This is a genomic window from Mesobacillus maritimus (assembly GCF_044803185.1).
Classification (GTDB): Bacteria; Bacillota; Bacilli; order Bacillales; family Cytobacillaceae; genus Mesobacillus_B; species Mesobacillus_B maritimus_B.
Genome location: NZ_CP085225.1, coordinates 1,300,895 through 1,317,340 on the forward strand (window position 1 = coordinate 1,300,895; position 16,446 = coordinate 1,317,340).

General features: G+C 38.8%; 17 protein-coding genes. 13 read left to right on the plus strand and 4 right to left on the minus strand.

All coding sequences use genetic code 11. The features are described 5' to 3' along the window. Window positions 1-149 precede the first annotated feature (149 nt). The gene (locus LG336_RS06325; protein ID WP_404331717.1) at window positions 150-1,067 is read left to right on the plus strand and encodes a tellurite resistance/C4-dicarboxylate transporter family protein; all 918 of its coding nucleotides are present in this window, start codon (window positions 150-152) and stop codon (window positions 1,065-1,067) included. Further along, entirely contained in the window at window positions 1,028-1,213 is a 186-nt protein-coding gene (locus LG336_RS06330) for a hypothetical protein (RefSeq protein WP_404331718.1), read from the plus strand. The genes LG336_RS06325 and LG336_RS06330 overlap by 40 nt, the downstream gene beginning before the upstream one ends. A gap of 239 nt (window positions 1,214-1,452) precedes the next feature. Here LG336_RS06330 and LG336_RS06335 read toward each other — a convergent pair whose 3' ends face one another. The 3 genes from LG336_RS06335 to LG336_RS06345 form a co-directional block, all read right to left on the minus strand. Beyond that, a complete protein-coding gene (locus LG336_RS06335; protein WP_404331719.1) occupies window positions 1,453-2,394 on the minus strand; it encodes a heme A synthase in 942 nt (313 codons plus the stop codon). Window positions 2,395-2,479: 85 nt separating this feature from the next. After that, a complete protein-coding gene (locus tag LG336_RS06340; protein ID WP_404331720.1) occupies window positions 2,480-3,919 on the minus strand; it encodes a cbb3-type cytochrome c oxidase subunit I in 1,440 nt (479 codons plus the stop codon). Beyond that, complete coding sequence (locus LG336_RS06345) at window positions 3,909-4,463, minus strand: cytochrome c oxidase subunit II (protein WP_404331721.1); 555 nt, start codon at window positions 4,461-4,463, stop codon at window positions 3,909-3,911. The genes LG336_RS06340 and LG336_RS06345 overlap by 11 nt, the downstream gene beginning before the upstream one ends. Window positions 4,464-4,773: 310 nt before the next feature. On the opposite strand from LG336_RS06345, the gene LG336_RS06350 reads away from it, so the two are divergent. The 11 genes from LG336_RS06350 (at window position 4,774) to LG336_RS06400 (ending at window position 15,089) form a co-directional block, all read left to right on the plus strand. Continuing rightward, window positions 4,774-4,935 carry a hypothetical protein gene (locus tag LG336_RS06350; RefSeq protein ID WP_404331722.1) on the plus strand — a complete coding sequence of 54 codons (162 nt, stop codon included), beginning with the start codon at window positions 4,774-4,776 and terminating at the stop codon, window positions 4,933-4,935. A gap of 11 nt (window positions 4,936-4,946) precedes the next feature. After that, window positions 4,947-5,414 carry a cytochrome c oxidase subunit II gene (locus tag LG336_RS06355; RefSeq protein ID WP_404331723.1) on the plus strand — a complete coding sequence of 156 codons (468 nt, stop codon included), beginning with the start codon at window positions 4,947-4,949 and terminating at the stop codon, window positions 5,412-5,414. Between the two features lie 14 nt (window positions 5,415-5,428). Further along, complete coding sequence (locus tag LG336_RS06360; protein WP_404331724.1) at window positions 5,429-7,114, plus strand: cbb3-type cytochrome c oxidase subunit I; 1,686 nt, start codon at window positions 5,429-5,431, stop codon at window positions 7,112-7,114. A gap of 256 nt (window positions 7,115-7,370) precedes the next feature. After that, the gene (locus tag LG336_RS06365; RefSeq protein ID WP_404331725.1) at window positions 7,371-8,003 is read left to right on the plus strand and encodes an SCO family protein; all 633 of its coding nucleotides are present in this window, start codon (window positions 7,371-7,373) and stop codon (window positions 8,001-8,003) included. Window positions 8,004-8,006: 3 nt separating this feature from the next. Continuing rightward, a complete protein-coding gene (locus LG336_RS06370; protein WP_404331726.1) occupies window positions 8,007-8,564 on the plus strand; it encodes a hypothetical protein in 558 nt (185 codons plus the stop codon). A 37-nt stretch (window positions 8,565-8,601) separates the two neighbouring features. Further along, a complete protein-coding gene (locus tag LG336_RS06375; RefSeq protein ID WP_404331727.1) occupies window positions 8,602-8,979 on the plus strand; it encodes a DUF488 domain-containing protein in 378 nt (125 codons plus the stop codon). Between the two features lie 113 nt (window positions 8,980-9,092). Further along, complete coding sequence (cyoE, locus tag LG336_RS06380; RefSeq protein WP_404331728.1) at window positions 9,093-10,028, plus strand: heme o synthase; 936 nt, start codon at window positions 9,093-9,095, stop codon at window positions 10,026-10,028. 250 nt (window positions 10,029-10,278) lie between these two features. Further along, a complete protein-coding gene (locus LG336_RS06385) occupies window positions 10,279-11,493 on the plus strand; it encodes an SEC-C metal-binding domain-containing protein (protein WP_404331729.1) in 1,215 nt (404 codons plus the stop codon). Window positions 11,494-11,698: 205 nt separating this feature from the next. Then, entirely contained in the window at window positions 11,699-12,592 is an 894-nt protein-coding gene (locus LG336_RS06390; protein WP_404331730.1) for a mechanosensitive ion channel family protein, read from the plus strand. Between the two features lie 345 nt (window positions 12,593-12,937). Next, window positions 12,938-14,431 carry a DUF1538 domain-containing protein gene (locus tag LG336_RS06395; protein WP_404331732.1) on the plus strand — a complete coding sequence of 498 codons (1,494 nt, stop codon included), beginning with the start codon at window positions 12,938-12,940 and terminating at the stop codon, window positions 14,429-14,431. Next, complete coding sequence (locus tag LG336_RS06400; RefSeq protein ID WP_404331733.1) at window positions 14,421-15,089, plus strand: P-II family nitrogen regulator; 669 nt, start codon at window positions 14,421-14,423, stop codon at window positions 15,087-15,089. Before LG336_RS06395 ends, LG336_RS06400 begins: the two co-directional genes overlap by 11 nt. A gap of 448 nt (window positions 15,090-15,537) precedes the next feature. Here the strand turns inward: LG336_RS06400 and LG336_RS06405 are convergent, their stop codons facing one another. Continuing rightward, on the minus strand, window positions 15,538-16,404 hold the full coding sequence (locus LG336_RS06405) for a YitT family protein (RefSeq protein WP_404331734.1): 867 nt from the start codon (window positions 16,402-16,404) through the stop codon (window positions 15,538-15,540). Window positions 16,405-16,446 lie beyond the last annotated feature (42 nt).

The window sequence follows — 16,446 nt, forward strand, 5'->3', positions numbered from 1 at the left end:
GTTTTTATGATTGAAAACAAATACTATTCAAAACCCCTAATTTTAAAATAAGTGTGATAGTGTCCACACCTTTAATACAGTGAATATGGTAAAGTGGATTTATTATTTGAAATATTAAAATTTTATAAAAACTAGGAGGGGAGAAACGATTGATTGAACTCATTATGCAAAAAGCGGAGAAACTTTTTCCAGGATATTTTGCGTTAATCATGGCTACTGGGGCTTTATCCATTGGAACACACCTACTGGGGATGGAGTTCATTTCCATGCTGTTATTGTATGTTAATGTGGTGGCTTATCTTACCTTGTGGATTCTAACGCTTATTCGTTTAACCAGATATTTTGCGAAAATCGTAGAAGATGTAACCAGCCATACACTTGGTCCTGGATTTTTCACACTTGTTGCAGGTACGTGTGTTTTCGGAAGTCAATTGATCATTGTCGCAGACATGGTTACAGTAGCGACATATCTATGGGCACTTGCGATTTGTTTATGGACCATCATTATGTATACATTCTTTACAGCTGTCACTGTACGAAAAGAAAAGCCGACCATGGCAGAAGGGATTAATGGGGCTTGGTTAATCGCAGCGGTCTCAACACAATCCATTTCGATTCTCGGGACCTTGCTGTCGCCATCCATAAGTAATGGGAAGGACATCGTCTTGTTTTTTACTTTGTGCATGTACTTTTTAGGGTGTATGTTGTATCTCAACATCATGACACTTATTTTTTATCGATTCACCTTTGTAGAACTAAAACATGCTGCTTTAACCCCACCTTACTGGATTAATATGGGCGCTGTTGCCATTACAACACTCGCAGGTTCAACGCTCATCCTACATTCAAATTTTTGGACTCTACTTGAGGAAATCACTCCCTTCTTAAAAGGTTTTACACTTTTTTTCTGGATAACAGGTACATGGTGGATTCCTTTGTTGTTTATTCTGATGATTTGGCGCCATCTTTATCACCGCTATCCATTATCGTATGAGCCGAATTTTGGGGAATGGTGTTCCCGCTTGCCATGTATACAACTAGTACTTATCAATTATCAAAAGCGTTAAAAGTTCCATTTTTAACCGTCATTCCTAGCTTTATGGTGTATATTGCAATAGCGGCATGGTTAACCGTGTTTGCCGGACTGATCCACCAAATGTATGTAACAACTAAGAATCATTTTCAAGCACCTAGAAAAGAGATAGGGTTCTGAGCAGCAACATAGTAAACGGAAATATCGTCATAAACCTGCAAAGTAGATGAAGTTTGTGAAAGAGTGTCCTTTAAGTAAGGGGATTTTAACGCGATTATCCCCTTACTAAAAGAAAAGCTCAGAATGGCTCTGAGCTTTATTACTTCCTATTTACTATGTGATTTAACACTAAGAAAAAGAAGCTTGGTGTTATAAGTTATCCACCATTACTGAACTCCTCATGCTAAGCTACCATCCTTTTAAACTTCGGTTTTACTAGACGTCTTCCCAACTAAAATCTTACTCTGCTTAGATTCTAAACTAGCTTGTCCCATTACGAATCTGGCTTCAGTAACAAAAGAAAACAAGAGTGTACCCACTGCTAAATGAAGAACGGCCCATGATAGGTCTAAGGAGGTCATGATGGTTAATATACCGATTACTAGTTGAACCAATACCGTGATAGATGCAAGGATAAGCCGCCATTGAAGCTGCGATGGCCATTTTTTTATAAAGGACCAACAGGTAAGAACGAAAAGATAAATAGCAGTTAAGATGGCAAACAATCGATGTAGCGATTGAATGATTCCTGGTCCATTCTCAGCATTAGGCAGGAAAGTTGGACCGCAATCTAGCCAACCGCAACCCAGTCCATATAATTCATGTTTCGTATAAGCTCCAAATGCTAGTGTTAACAATAACAATATGAGAATGAGATTTAAATGTAAAAGGATTGATTTTTGATTCCTTGTGATAGATGGCCGGTGTCGTTTGTTTTCACCGACTGTTCTCCAAATCCAAATAAGACTAGATAAATAAATCATCGCAATAATTAAGTGGGTTGAGACGATGATGGCTGGTAAATCAAGGATAACAACTATAGCCCCCATTAAAACTTGTACGACGAGCAAACCCATCATACAGAAACCGACGATCCGAATCAAAGGGGTAGCCTTTGACTGCACGATTTTTACCAGCAATAAGACACTTGTAAGTACAAGAAAAGCACCAATTACTCTATGGGAAAACTCAATCAAGGTATCTCCTTTTAGGGTTGGAATCACTTCGCCATTGCAAAGTGGCCATTCGGGTCCGCACCCCATCCCCGACTCTGAAGAGGCGACATAGCCTCCAAAAACAATTAAAAAATAGGTCAGCAAGATGGTCATAAAAGCCAAACGTTTAATAGTCAGAATACACATCCCCCTATATTAGTAAAATGGGATTTCAATTGATTTGGGAACCTACTAGGATGAATTAAATCTCTTTATAGATTCTGAGTTTAAATTAGGTTGGTTTCTCTACGCTCTTTAAACCGGCAAAGAATCTCAATGTGATAAGAATGGTCGCAAGGACTACGAAGATGCCGCTTACGGCACCAACTTGATCGGAGAGAACCCATTCTGGCATATGTTCTGCCCATCTTCTAGGTGTGCTAATGCTTCCGGCGTAAAGAAAGGAACCAACAATTCCCGTGAAAAAAGTGAAATATAAAGAGATACTAAATGTATCAAGCCGATTATGTTTGATGGAGCCTTCTGTTTTATTAAAGTAATACATGAAGCCAAGGATCATCGCAATCACCCCCATCCCCATATACGTATGGAAGTGACCTGGTACCCATTTCGTATTATGCATAACATGGTTGACCACAATCGTGGCATCGATAATCGCTGGTATGGCCCCTGCGACCCAGCCAAACATCGCTAAGAACAAGAGACTTGAAGCAAAGTCCCATTTGATGCCAGAACGGTAAACAATCATCAAAGCTCCATAAGCTGTTACGACCATTACTGGAAGTCCATTGGCGTAAGAAAATACCTGACCGATAATCAACATCCATGTTGGAACCGCAAAGTCCATTAATAAGTGGTGCGTATAAATCATCAGTGTAAATAAAGTGGAAGCGTTCCATGCAATTAAAAAGGCTTTATTTGATTTCCATGGACGTTTTGTATATTTTGATAAAACCTCATAAACAGCGATAACGGCCATGTAGATGGTGGCGTTACAGAATACATGTCCAAATGCATAGGTCAAATGTTTGGCGAGCATTGGATCCATCCGAATTGCTGGATTTAGAATATTGATGATTGATCCAATAATGACAATTGCCCCAGCCAGTACAGCTGTTGAATTCGTAATAATCACCATGGTAGTGGCAACAACCGCAGCCGGTGGACCATACCCTTTCTTTCCTCTAAAAATATAATCCCAGCCAAGGGACTTTCCAAGGCCTCCATACTCTCTTATTAATCGTTTAGCTAAATACATATACATGATTAAATAACCGATTCCTAAAATCAACACGCCAAACAGAAACAATAACGGACCTGCAACCCCATAAAACTGTGCTGATTGAGCAGGTAAAGGATATAAAAAAGTCCAGGCATCGGAAAAATCGAATCCGAATATGGCAATTAAGATCAATACAATCCCAATTAAAGAGAGGGTAAAATTCATTAAAAAAATAACAGGATTTAGTTTTACATATTTAGATAGGAAGTACCACATAATCGCGGTCCCCCCTAGGGCAGCAATCCCGACCATTCCGATTCCATGTGCAGTCATGATTTTGTAAAACCAAACAGCTGTGATCGTGATCATCTCACCTTGATTTAGAAGCATGATAACCCCGAGAATCATCATGAGGATTAACGTGATGCTAGTAGTCATTAAATAATAGATGACCGTTTTTTTCGCCAAAGGATGGATGCTAGTTTCCATTTGCTTGTCCTCCTTCAGGTTTGACAACAATTTCTTTCACCATCACATGGTGGCCAACGGAGCAGTACTCTAGGCAGAGGATTTTATACGTTCCCGGCTTTTCAAACGTATAATAAACAGAATTCTCATACTCTGGCATCGCTTGAGTCTGGGCAACCAATTCAAGGTTCTCATCATAGAGACCAAACCCATGTGTCACGTCTTTAGCAGTAACGTTAAATTCCACTTTATCCCCAACAGTAAAGCTCTCCTCGCTCATTTCCCAGTTGTATTGAAGACCCAACACATCTACAACCTTTACTTCCCCCGATGCTGACTCCTTTGCATGGGCGCTATGGTATGGCAAATCATCTAATGTTAGAAACGTAGCAATCCCCATTACCACTACTAGTCCAAAAAAATAATACTTTCGAATAGTATAGCCCTTCTCTTGGATAGGACCGTACTTAGATGTGCGCTTCGATTCACCATATACAAAGGCAAATGCGAGCGCAAGAAGAAACTCAAAAAAAACGGTTAAATACAAAGCAATCAATTGGTACATATGTACACCCCCATTTGAAATTGAAAAACCTCCCAGTCTTCCCTTAAAACCCCAATATCCATTTTAAAACAGTAAAAAAGTGTTTTAAGTGATATAAAACATACTGTATTTAGAAATTTCTATAAATTTAAAATTTCAATTGGTTAGATAAGTTTTTAATGACAAGAGCCTGAAACACTAACTCTTTTATAGGGTGGGGGGTATTTGTGTGAATTTTATGTCTTTTTTCACCTTCTTAGTGATATACCTCACTCCAGTGATTCTCATTCGCAATTATGATGTAAGTAAGAAATCAAAGGGGGGAAATTCAATGAAAGCTACAAATGTAGAGACGCAAGAACAAGTTCAAAATGAGACCGTTAAAGTCCAGGAAACATCAAAGGTAGGTACTTGGATTTCAGTTGGAATTGTAGGAGCGGTTATCCTTGCGACTTATGTTTTGTTATACGGTTTATATATGGCTAGAGTATAGAAGGGAGAGAAATGAACATGCATTTAGATGAGAAAATTTGGCTAACGTTAAGTTTCGGGATGATTATGGTATTTATGCTTTTTACAGGCTATCAAGCAGTTGCTTTAGGAATGGGACCACCAAGTCATAAGGAAACAATTGACCCACAAAAAGTCGATCAAACAGCACCATTCGATGAGCCAGGCATTAAACAAATTGGTGAAAACGAATATGAAGTCGTAATGACCCTTCAAATCTTTAGCTTCACACCAATGAATCTTGAAATTCCTGCTGGTTCAACTGTTCACTTTACATTAACTTCAAAAGATGTTGTCCACGGCTTCCAAGTGGCAGATACAAATATTAATACAATGGTTATGCCAGGGCATATTCAAAAGATTACTCAAAAATTTGATGAGCCAGGCGAGTATTTAGTGTTATGTAATGAATACTGTGGTGCTGGGCACCAAGCAATGAGTACAACAATCACGGTTAAATAAAGGGGGGAAAGAAAATGCAACCAGCATTAAAACAAAATTCATTTAAAGAAAAAGCAAATCAAGTTTTTGGAATCAGTTTAGAAGACGCAAGAATCTCGAAATCATATTTATCAGTTGCCTTTATAGCATTACTATTAGGCGGTCTTCTTGGTTTATTACAAGGTTTAAACCGTGCAGGTGTTTTAACACTCCCTTCATGGGCGAACTATTATCAAATCTTAACCGCGCATGGCTTGTTGTTAGTGGTTGTCATGTCTGCATTCTTTACAATCGGTTACTTTTATGCCGGACTTTCTCATACATTAGGAGGCTTACTTCCTAAAGTAAGGAAGATGGCTTGGATCGGTTTTTGGATGAAGATTTTCGGTTTTGTCTTAGTCGTGATTCCGGTGTTAATGAATGAAGCATCTGTTATGTATACATTCTACCCACCACTAGCAGCGCATCCGGTATTTTACTTTGGTTTAGTCTTTATTGTATTAGGGATTTGGATGCTTTCAGCGGGTGCGTTTATCCAGGTTGCCAATTGGAGAAAGAATCACAAAGGACAACACCTTCCAATCATGTCTTTCTTTGCAACAGGTGTATTTATTCTATTAGTTGGCGCAACGGCCTTCGTTGCAGTCGAAGTATTATTTATGATTATTCCTTGGACACTTGGATGGGTCGATGGCATCAACGTTATGCTTTCCCGTACTTTATTCTGGGCGTTTGGACATACAGCCGTTAACATTTGGTATTTAACAGCTGTTTCAGCATGGTATGTGGTCATCCCTAAAATCATTGGTGGAAATCGCTGGAGTGACCTACTAACACGTATGGTGGTAATTCCATTAGTCATTATGAACATTACAGGTGGATTCCATCACCAAATCGTTGATCCTGCGATTTCAGAAGGCATCAAGTATATGCACGTATTTATGAGTTTAGCCATCGGTTTCCCATCTTTAATGACTGCTTACGCTTTATTCAGAGTCTTTGAGCGTACTGCAAGACAAAAAGGTGGAAAAGGTTTACTTGGTTGGTTCAAGAAAATGCCTTGGGGCGATGTTCGCTTCTTATCCCCATTTATCGCGATGGTTGCTTTCATTCCAGCAGGAGCAGGCGGTATCGTACAAAGTACAAACCAACTAGACCAAGTCGTTCATAATACAATGTGGGTGGTTGGACACTTTCATTTAACATTAGGAATGTCGGTCGTCATGACGTTCTTTGGAATTAGTTACTGGTTGGTTCCATTTCTTTCAAAACGTGTATTAACACCTGCCATGAACAAAGTAGGTGTGATTCAAACCATCATCTGGACTGCAGGTATGGTGATTATGGCAATTTCCATGCATATTGTGGGACTATTCGGATCACCGCGTAGAACTTCCTTCACAACATATGGAAACTTTGCTGAAACATTAGGGTGGAATCCGTATATGGCAGCAGTTGGAATTGGAGCAACATTCTTACTCATTGCTGTTATTCTGCAAGTGTACGCTGTATTTAATATGATGTTCTTTGCTCCAAAAGGCGAAACAGAATTTCCAATTGCGGAAGAAGAACCAGGCGCAGCAAAAACACCTTACTGGACAGAACGTTGGGGCGTTTGGGTTGTCCTTATGTTACTAGTGATATCAATGGCCTATGTCATCCCAATCGTTGATATGATTGTGAATGCACCTCCAGGGTCACCACCATTTAAAACTTGGTAATCTATACTTCTGAAAATGAGATAGCTCGTATTGGGCTATCTCTTTCAAATAGGGTGTGTTAATGTACATTTTTGATTTTTCGCACGTTGATTGGAGCGGAAGGCACGAAGACTCCTGCGGGAGTGCAAGGCCAAGGGAGACCCCGCAGGAGCAAAGCGACGAGGAGGCTTCCGGACTGCCCGCGGAAAGCGAAGTGCCTGGAGTGGAAATCAACAACTACGTTTAACTCAGCTTCAAATAAAAGGAAGTGATCACTTTGATCAAAAATAAGCAAACCTTATATTCTTGTCTAGTTGTTTTACTATTTGGTTTTAGTTTGTTCTTTATAGGAACAGATGGTTTCACTGCGTATACCGCAGAGACTGCGAGAGTGACGAAGCTAATTGATGAACAGCCTGAATTCCCTGAGGTCACTCTTGAGGATAGTGCAGGACGGACGTATTCGATTTCGGAGTTTGAAGATAAATATGTATTTATAACCTTTATCTATACTGGCTGTACGACTGTTTGTATTCAATTGGAACAGAATATGGCGCAGGTTTACGAAAAGATACCTAGTGAATACATGGGTAAAGAGTTTGTCTTTTTAAGTATAAGCTTTGATCCGACGAGAGATGATCCTGAGATGTTAGATAAATATAAAGATATGTTTAATAGTGATGGGGAAACGTGGCGGATGGCTAGAATTCCGAACCAAAGTGAACTAGATTCGTTGTTGGATAAATTCGGTGTAATTGTCATTCCTGATGGAAATGGAAACTTTGCGCATAATTCAGCCTTCTACTTAGTGGATGGAAAAGGGACTTTGGTGGACGTGATGGACTTTACAGAAATAGATGCAGCGGCCAATAAACTAGTTAATATGATTGAAACAGACAAGGGGGAGTAAGCAATGAATCAATTTATAGCGGGTCTATTGTTATTACTTGCGTTGATGATTCCTCCTGTCGCTAGTTTAATGGAATCGGTGATGATCATCCATATGCATATGCAAATGCCGATGCTCATCATTGCGGGATTTTTCATGGCACGATTCTTTCTAGACCGATTCCCTCAGTTCTTTGAAAAATATAATCAAAATGGGCTACCTGGAATCCTCTTATTTACGATTATAATGGTGTATTGGATGTTGCCTCGCACCATGGATGAAGCCTTAACGGTCCAAAGTGTAGAAGTCTTTAAATTTATAAGTTTACCATTTTTAGCTGGAGTGCCTTTACGTGATAGTTGGAAAAAGCTTAATAAGGTAGGGAAAAATAATCTTATTACCCTTTTTGCGGACATGTTTATCGGATTTGGTTGGTTATATATACAATCAAACGCTCAATTATGTAATAATTATCTTGTGATTGACCAAATCATCCTTGGGTGGGGATTCATTACGATGGCGATCTGTATGGTCATCTATTTAGCATATACCCTGCTTGTTGACCCTTCGCAATATGAATAGGAAGCAAAGGCTGCCACAATATAGGTAAGGTGATTTCATGAGCAAGATTGTAATAAAACGGATTTATGATGATGTTGATGGATCTGATGGGACTCGTGTTCTCGTGGACCGACTTTGGCCGAGAGGGATTTCAAAAGAGAAAGCGAACATTAGACTTTGGGCAAAAGAGGTAGCCCCAAGTACTGAGCTTCGGAAATGGTTTGGCCATCGCCCAGAACTATACCTGGAGTTTAAGGAAAGATATTTAAATGAACTGAGAACAGGTGAGGGAAAACATCCAAAACTAGTTGAACTAAACCAGTTGGCTAGGGAAGGTACCTTAACGCTTTTATATGGAGCAAAGAATACCGTTTACAACCATGCACAGGTGCTAAAAGAAGAATTAGAGCGGTTGGATGATAATGTTTATAAATAATGAAGATTCCCCTTGCCTACGCTTCCTTTAATTAGAAAAATTAATCATTGTACATTTCTTCAATACTACAGTAAGATAACAATTGAACCACTTTTCTAAGGGGAGGGTTAATATTGAGACAAGATGTAGTACCTTCTCTACAGAAGGCTCAGGGAACCACATTATCAGATACACAAAAATCACTTAGTTTATTCGCGGATATAAAAGCCCTTTTTAAAGGCCCTGTGTTAGTTGCGAATGTATTGCCAGTTTTTACGTCATTTTGGCTCGCGCTATATTTCACCGATGCTTCTTTCAGTGCTCACTGGGGTTTATTTCTCCTCACGATGATTGGAAGCACGTTGGTGATGGGTGGTGCACTCGTTTTAAACAATTGGTATGATGTTGATATTGATACGGTCATGGATCGAACGAAAAACCGTCCAACCGTAACAGGAAATATCTCGCTAAAAGCTGTATTAACGCTTGGGATTGTCCTTTCCATTTTAGGGTTTATCTTTCTATTGTTTACAACATTAGAAGCAACGATTTATGCGTTTGTAGGATGGTTCACTTATGTCGTTTTATATACAATGTGGTCAAAACGTAGATATGCCTTTAACACTATCATTGGCAGTGTTTCGGGTGCAGTTACCCCGTTAATTGGTTGGGCCGTTATCGAACCTGTTACGCATACAGTACCAATTGTGTTGTTTTTAATCTTATTTATTTTTCAAATGCCTCATACTTTTGCGATTGCTATCAGGAAGTATGATGAATATAAGGCTGCAAACGTAGCGATGCTACCAGTTGTCCGTGGAATTAAAGTGACAAAGGTACAAATGGTTCTGTACATTGCGTGTTTACTGCCATTTCCGTTTTTCCTAACATCGCTTGGCACAGCATTTATTGTGATTGCCACACTGTTGAATATTGGTTGGCTAGTGGTTAGCATCACTGGTTTTTTTATAAAAGATGATAAAAAATGGGCGTATGTGAATTTTCTATACTCCGTTAATTATATATCACTATTGTTTTTGTTGATGGTTATTGTGACGCTTGCGATTTAAAAGGCTAGGCGTATCTCTCGAAAGGATGAGATGGCCTAGCTTTTTTATGTAGGCAAAAAGTAGTATGGGTGTTTACAGAAGAAATTATCATGTGCATAATAATAAAGTGAGAAATACAGACTTTCATAGAATCATAGTAGTTGGCAAAAACATGTAGGTTAATCAATAAAGCGTAGCATGAGAATGACTTCTGCAAATGATTCTATGAGAATGGTACATATGAATAAATAGCTTTAAAGGGATGATAGAAATGACAACAAGCACGAAAGAAACAGAAAAGGCACTAACGAAAACACTTGAAGCTTTGCACAAGATGAACAACGATTTAGCGAAGAGAGATGAGACAAAAAGATGGAAACCAATTGATGGTTCAATGACGCTTAAGGAAAGTCTTAATCGCCTAGCTAAATCTGATCTGGATTCAATCCGGAAGAAGTTGGAAATTAAAAATGCAAGTACTCTAAAAAAAGCGGACTTGATTGAGGTGCTTGAGGATACCATCCCAGCACAACTTGGAGAAATCTGTAAATTACTAGATGAAGAGCGCTACGACTTATTAAAAAAGGTTGCTGAGCAGGGTGACTATATCCTAGCTCCTGACTTAGAATCAACACAATTCAACTTCTTTGAATCGTACGGAATTATGTTCACAGGGACATTTGAGGATCAGAAAGTATTGGTGATGCCACAAGAAATTGTTGAGGCACTTCTTGCAGTAGACGGTAGTGACATCCAATCGATTATTAATAGAAATACAGAGTGGATTAAACTAACGAATGGAGCTCTATACTACTATGGTTCATTAAAGCTAGCCCAATTGAGCGATGTATTGGAAACGCACTATAGTGATCAAATCCGTCTTGCTGAATACATAGATGTAATCGAGCAGGCTGTTAAGTACTACAAAGAAATTCGATTGGATAATGGCGTTTTCTCAAATGCTAGAGTCTTTGACGCGGAAAGAGTTCTTCGTGAGCACAAGATGAGAAATGAATTAGGATATTACCCATTTACAAAAGCTCAACTATTGGCTGCAGGGGAACCAGACTTTGTCGACCGCAACGAAAGCTATCTGCGATTCGTTCAATATTTAATCGGTCATTTTGAGATGACCAAAGAAGAAGCGGATATGATTGTGGAAGAATGTGTTTACGCTAAACGAATTGGAGAAGAACCCAAGGATATTCTTCAATATCTCCAAAGTCGAGTAGAAATCGAGAACATCGAAACCTTGAGGGGAATCATGGACCGAATTATCGACCTCATGAACAATACGAGAGATTGGTTCTTAAAAGGGTATACACCTTCAGAGTTACGACCGGAAACGAACAAAAGCATTCAGTCATTGCAGAGTAAGGATGCTAAAATTGTTGACTTTCATGCTAAGAAAAAGCAAAAGATTGGTAGAAATGACCCATGTCCATGTGGAAGCAACAAGAAATATAAGAAGTGTTGTGGGAAGTAGAGGAAATCAATTGATTCAAACCTGTGGGGTAAGTGCCCACAGGTTTTTCTGTTCTGTAGGCCATAATGTTTGAGTTCCTGTGTATGGATTGGAAGAGTCAACAAAAAATAAGGTGAATGAGTGTTGTTGTATTAGAAAAAATTTCACCCAGAGGCTTAAAAAGTCGTTATAATATATTTTATTTAGATAATGGGGGCTAGGTGTAATGGTAGAATTGACAGCAAACAGAATCGAGGGTTTATTCGATATCAATTGGGAACAGGTCGTGGATTATGTAATCTCACTCCTAATTACAATCCTGGTTACCTACGCAATTCTTTACGTGATTCGATTATTAATCGCACAATTTTTTAGAAGAACAAATCTTATAAGTGAGAAAAAAGAACAAACGATTGAGTCTGTCGTAAAAAATACCTCTCATTATTTAGCATTTTTCATCATTGTGTTAGCAGCGATTCGACCATTTGTGGATATCAAAGATATCTTGGTTGCTGGTGGAGTCATCGGGATAGTCGTTGGCCTAGGTGCGCAAAAAATCATGACCGATATCCTTGCTGGGTTTTTTATGATTTTTGAGGAACAATTTCAAAGAGGAGACTTTGTTCATATTAATGGGGAAATAGAAGGTGGCACAATTGAGGATTTGGGTTTTCGTGTCGTTAAAGTGCGCTTACTAAATGGGAAACTCATGACGGTTCCTAACGGAGAGATTCGAAAAGTAGAAAATGGAAACGTTGAAAAAAGAAGGATTTTTGAAAGTGTGATTGTGAGTTTTAAAGAAAATCCTTCGAGAATCGAAGCCCTTCTGCAAGAGGTTTGCGATGAATTAAATGATCAGCATAAAGAGTACCTAAAAAAAGATCCACTCACAGGGGATTACGTTGAAATCTATCAGGTACATGGGCTATCCTCCCTGGATGTTAGTCCATTAGGTTATCGCTTTTCCATTAAGGCAACCGTCAGTGATGATCACTATTTAGCGGCAGCACAACAGACAAAAAAACGATTAGCACAGAAGGTTTATGATGCAAAAATTCTGATGCCAACACAGCAAGTGGTTTTGCAACAAGCAGAGAGGGAGATGAATAGTAGGGTTTAAGAATAGGATAGAACCCCCCTATTAGTACGACCTTAGATTATAAAATAGCCTATAAAATCCTTCTAAATTATCCAACTTTATGTGATAATAAAGTTGGATAATTTAGAACTTTTAATTTAATCAATTTTCGGTGGAGTCTGTCGCACGGGATAAATGTGCCCTTGGGTGGCAGATTTTTTATTTTTTTATAATGAAATAATAACGTTTTCATACAGAGGTTAAACTGATACGAGAGTCTAATAAGTTTGCAGAGTAGTATTTTCATAAGGTACATTCCAGATCCATAAAGGTACTGTTAATGTTTTAGAACCAAAATAGAGTCATTTAGAAGGGAATGATGTTTATTTGGGTGTATTAATTTCTAAGCTAAAAGAAGTACTATCTGCTGTACTCCCGATTACTGTTATCGTCTTGTTATTGAACTTCACCTTATCTCCGCTTGATTCGTCTTTATTATTTCGATTTATTCTTGGTGCTGTCTTAATCATTATTGGATTGGCCATCTTTCTTTTTGGAGTTGATATTGGAATCACTCCTATTGGACAATCAATGGGGAAGACCATTGCAAAGTCAAATAGGATTTGGATTGTGGTTGTCGCTGGGTTATTCCTTGGCTTTTTTATTTCCATTGCGGAACCAGACCTGCATATCCTTGCAGGACAAATTGAATCTGTCACCTCAGGGCAAATAACAAAGGTAAGTATTGTCGCAATTGTCTCAATCGGAATTGCCGCACTTGTTTCATTTGGACTTGTTCGTATTGTTTACAATATACCATTGTATAAAATATTATTGGTGTTGTATTTAATTATTTTCGTGCTGGCTATCTTTACCTCACCAGAATTTTTAGCAATATCTTTTGATGCATCTGGAGCAACAACAGGTGCTTTGACCGTTCCATTTATTCTTGCCCTTGCTCTCGGGGTTTCCTTGCTAAAAAAGGATAGTAAAGCCTCCGAAAAGGATAGCTTTGGACTTGTAGCCATTGCATCTACAGGTGCGATAATATCGGTCATGATAATGAACATCTTTTCAAAAACTGATAAAATAACTGGCAGCCTGGAACATCATGAGGTTGATTCCGTTTCGATTATTGGTCCGTTTTTACAAAAAATTCCGATCCTTGCCGGTGAAGTGGCTTTAGCGCTGCTTCCTATTATTATCATTTTCTTTGTGTTTCAAAAAATTTCCTTTAAAATGTCTAGAAGATCAGTTCGAAAAATCTTAATTGGCCTAGTCTTTACATTTGTAGGTCTTGTTCTTTTCTTAGTGGGTGTGAATGCCGGCTTTATGGATGTGGGAACCACTGTCGGTTATAATATAGCCATTCTAGATAATAAGGCATATGTTGTTATAGTAGCTTTCGTATTGGGGTTCGTGACAATATTGGCCGAACCTGCTGTTCACGTTTTAACCAATCAGATTGAAGATGTGACAAGTGGGTATGTAAAGAGGAAAGTGGTCATGACGACACTTTCAATCGGGGTTGGTCTTGCTGTTGCTTTATCGATGCTAAGAATCCTAATTCCAGAGCTTCAACTATGGCATTATCTTTTACCTGGATATATGATTGCGTTAGCGATGACTTATATTGCACCTAAATTATTTGTTGGGATTGCTTTTGATTCGGGAGGTGTTGCTTCCGGGCCAATGACCGCTACGTTTATTTTGGCATTTGTCCAAGGGGCAGCGGAAGCGATCGAAGGTGCAAATGTTTTAATAGATGGATTTGGTATGATTGCTATGGTAGCACTAACACCTATAATTGCTTTACAGGTTGTAGGGTTAGTTTTTAAACTGAAATCCAAGAGAGGAGGATTAGAGAGGGATGTCGAGTAATTCTGAAATCGCCGACTTCGAACTAGTTTGTATTATTGTAAACTTTGGTTTAGGGAGTAAAATAATGCAAACAGCTAAGAAACTTGGTATTTCAGGAGGTACTGTGTTATTAGGAAAAGGCACAATAAAAAACCGCCTCTTGGAATTTTTAGCTTTAACGAATGTGAGAAAAGAGATTGTCCTAATGGTCTCTAATAAAACAACAGCCACTCAAGCTCTTGAGGAGCTTAATAAGAAATTTAAATTTGCCAAACCCAGTCATGGCATCGCCTTTACAATTCCTGTTTCAAGTGTTTTAGGAGCTAGGAGTTGTCAAAGCGGTGAGATTAAGGAAGGACGAGGTGCAGAAACGATCATGTATCATGCGATTACAATCATTGTAGAAAAGGGCAGTGCGGAGGATGTTATTGAAGCAGCGACCGAAGCAGGCTCTAAGGGTGGTACGATTATTAATGCAAGAGGCTCGGGTATTCATGAAACAAGTAAGGTATTTTCAATGGATATTGAACCGGAAAAAGAGATTGTCATGATTCTGTCGGAAAAGGATAGCACCGATGCGATTGTCGCCTCAATTAGAAAAAAGCTCAAAATCGATGAGCCAGGCAATGGCATCATTTTTATTCAAGACGTTACGAGTACTTATGGTTTATATGAGTAATTTAATTGGATGGATGACACTAAGGAGGCAGCCCTACGGAGTTTATAAGTGGTTCTCTTTTTGGGGTGCAAAAAGGCCAAAAAAGCATAGCAATTCACAAAAGAAAAAGCAGGGCAACCATATTGTGATTTGCCCTGCTTTTATCATTATTCCTACTTGCCTTCTATGATACCTAATAATAATAGAGGGAAAAATTCCGCTTAATTTAGTAAATAGCATTGAAAATAGCCTAAATAAGCGGAGAAATTCCCCCTATTAACTCGGAAAACGTGAAAATGGGGGATTTTTATTTGCAATAAGCGGAAAATCTTCCCTTATATCCCTCGAAACGAACGCCATTCTTGCAAATAAGCGGAAAATTTCCCCTTATATCCCCCGAAACGAGCTCCATTCTTGCATCTAACCGGAAAATCTCCGCTTATTTTACTTTTGGGCTGCCTTTTATTTGTTAGTGTGCTGAGCCCTTATCGAAGTTGCTGCCACTGACGTCGGCAATATTCTCTATTGCTACTAACGCATTTGGATCCGTTTCTGCAACGATGGAGCGGAGAGTGGCTAACTCTATTCTCGTAACAATCATATAAATAATCTTTTTGGGTTCATTGGAATAGACTCCTTGGCCTTGAATATAAGTCATTCCCCGACCTAATTGTTTCGTCAATAGATCAGCTAGTTCTTCAGGAACATCCGAGATAATGGTTACGGACTTTAGCTCTTCCAGACCTTCAACGACGATATCGATCATTTTAAACGCAATGTAGTAAGTAATGATGGAGTACATGGCTGTTTCCCAGCTGAAGACCAACAAGGCTGCAAGGATAAAGATAAATAAGTTAACAATCATAATAAATTGTCCAACTGAGACTGGCCGTTTTTTGCTAACAAGGATGGCGATAATCTCCGTACCATCCAAAGCCCCACCGGTCCGAATCACAAGGCCAACTCCTGTACCGAGAATAACGGCACCGATTATGGTAGCTAAGAATAAATCATCTGTGGCTGGTTCAAAATGATGAAAATAAGCCGTAAAGGCAGATAAAACAATAACTCCATATAAAGTATGTAGGGTAAACTTAGCTCCAATTCGTCGATATCCTATATAAAGGAAGGGAAGATTTAGGAGGATTAGAAAAATACTCATTGTTTGGCCGGTCATTTTGGCTGCAATGATGGAAAGACCAATGACTCCGCCGTCCAAAATATTATTAGGTACTAGAAAAAATTCAAGGCCTGCTGCCGCAATGACAGCTCCAATTGTAATCATAACCAGCTGTTTTACCTCATTTAATACCCGTTTTTTCTTTGTTAACGCCATGCTAATCAAACCTTTCTCTATCTAAGTCTTTAACATTATATA

Coding starts and splice junctions, on each gene's coding strand:
- LG336_RS06375 (WP_404331727.1), top strand. CDS start 8,602: ATGAGCAAGATTGTAATAAAACGGATTTATGATGATGTTGATGGATCT.
- LG336_RS06400 (WP_404331733.1), top strand. CDS start 14,421: ATGTCGAGTAATTCTGAAATCGCCGACTTCGAACTAGTTTGTATTATT.
- LG336_RS06350 (WP_404331722.1), top strand. CDS start 4,774: ATGAAAGCTACAAATGTAGAGACGCAAGAACAAGTTCAAAATGAGACC.
- LG336_RS06330 (WP_404331718.1), top strand. CDS start 1,028: ATGTATACAACTAGTACTTATCAATTATCAAAAGCGTTAAAAGTTCCA.
- LG336_RS06390 (WP_404331730.1), top strand. CDS start 11,699: ATGGTAGAATTGACAGCAAACAGAATCGAGGGTTTATTCGATATCAAT.
- LG336_RS06370 (WP_404331726.1), top strand. CDS start 8,007: ATGAATCAATTTATAGCGGGTCTATTGTTATTACTTGCGTTGATGATT.
- LG336_RS06340 (WP_404331720.1), bottom strand. CDS start 3,919: ATGGAAACTAGCATCCATCCTTTGGCGAAAAAAACGGTCATCTATTAT.
- LG336_RS06385 (WP_404331729.1), top strand. CDS start 10,279: ATGACAACAAGCACGAAAGAAACAGAAAAGGCACTAACGAAAACACTT.
- LG336_RS06335 (WP_404331719.1), bottom strand. CDS start 2,394: ATGTGTATTCTGACTATTAAACGTTTGGCTTTTATGACCATCTTGCTG.
- LG336_RS06355 (WP_404331723.1), top strand. CDS start 4,947: ATGAACATGCATTTAGATGAGAAAATTTGGCTAACGTTAAGTTTCGGG.
- LG336_RS06360 (WP_404331724.1), top strand. CDS start 5,429: ATGCAACCAGCATTAAAACAAAATTCATTTAAAGAAAAAGCAAATCAA.
- LG336_RS06405 (WP_404331734.1), bottom strand. CDS start 16,404: ATGGCGTTAACAAAGAAAAAACGGGTATTAAATGAGGTAAAACAGCTG.
- LG336_RS06345 (WP_404331721.1), bottom strand. CDS start 4,463: ATGTACCAATTGATTGCTTTGTATTTAACCGTTTTTTTTGAGTTTCTT.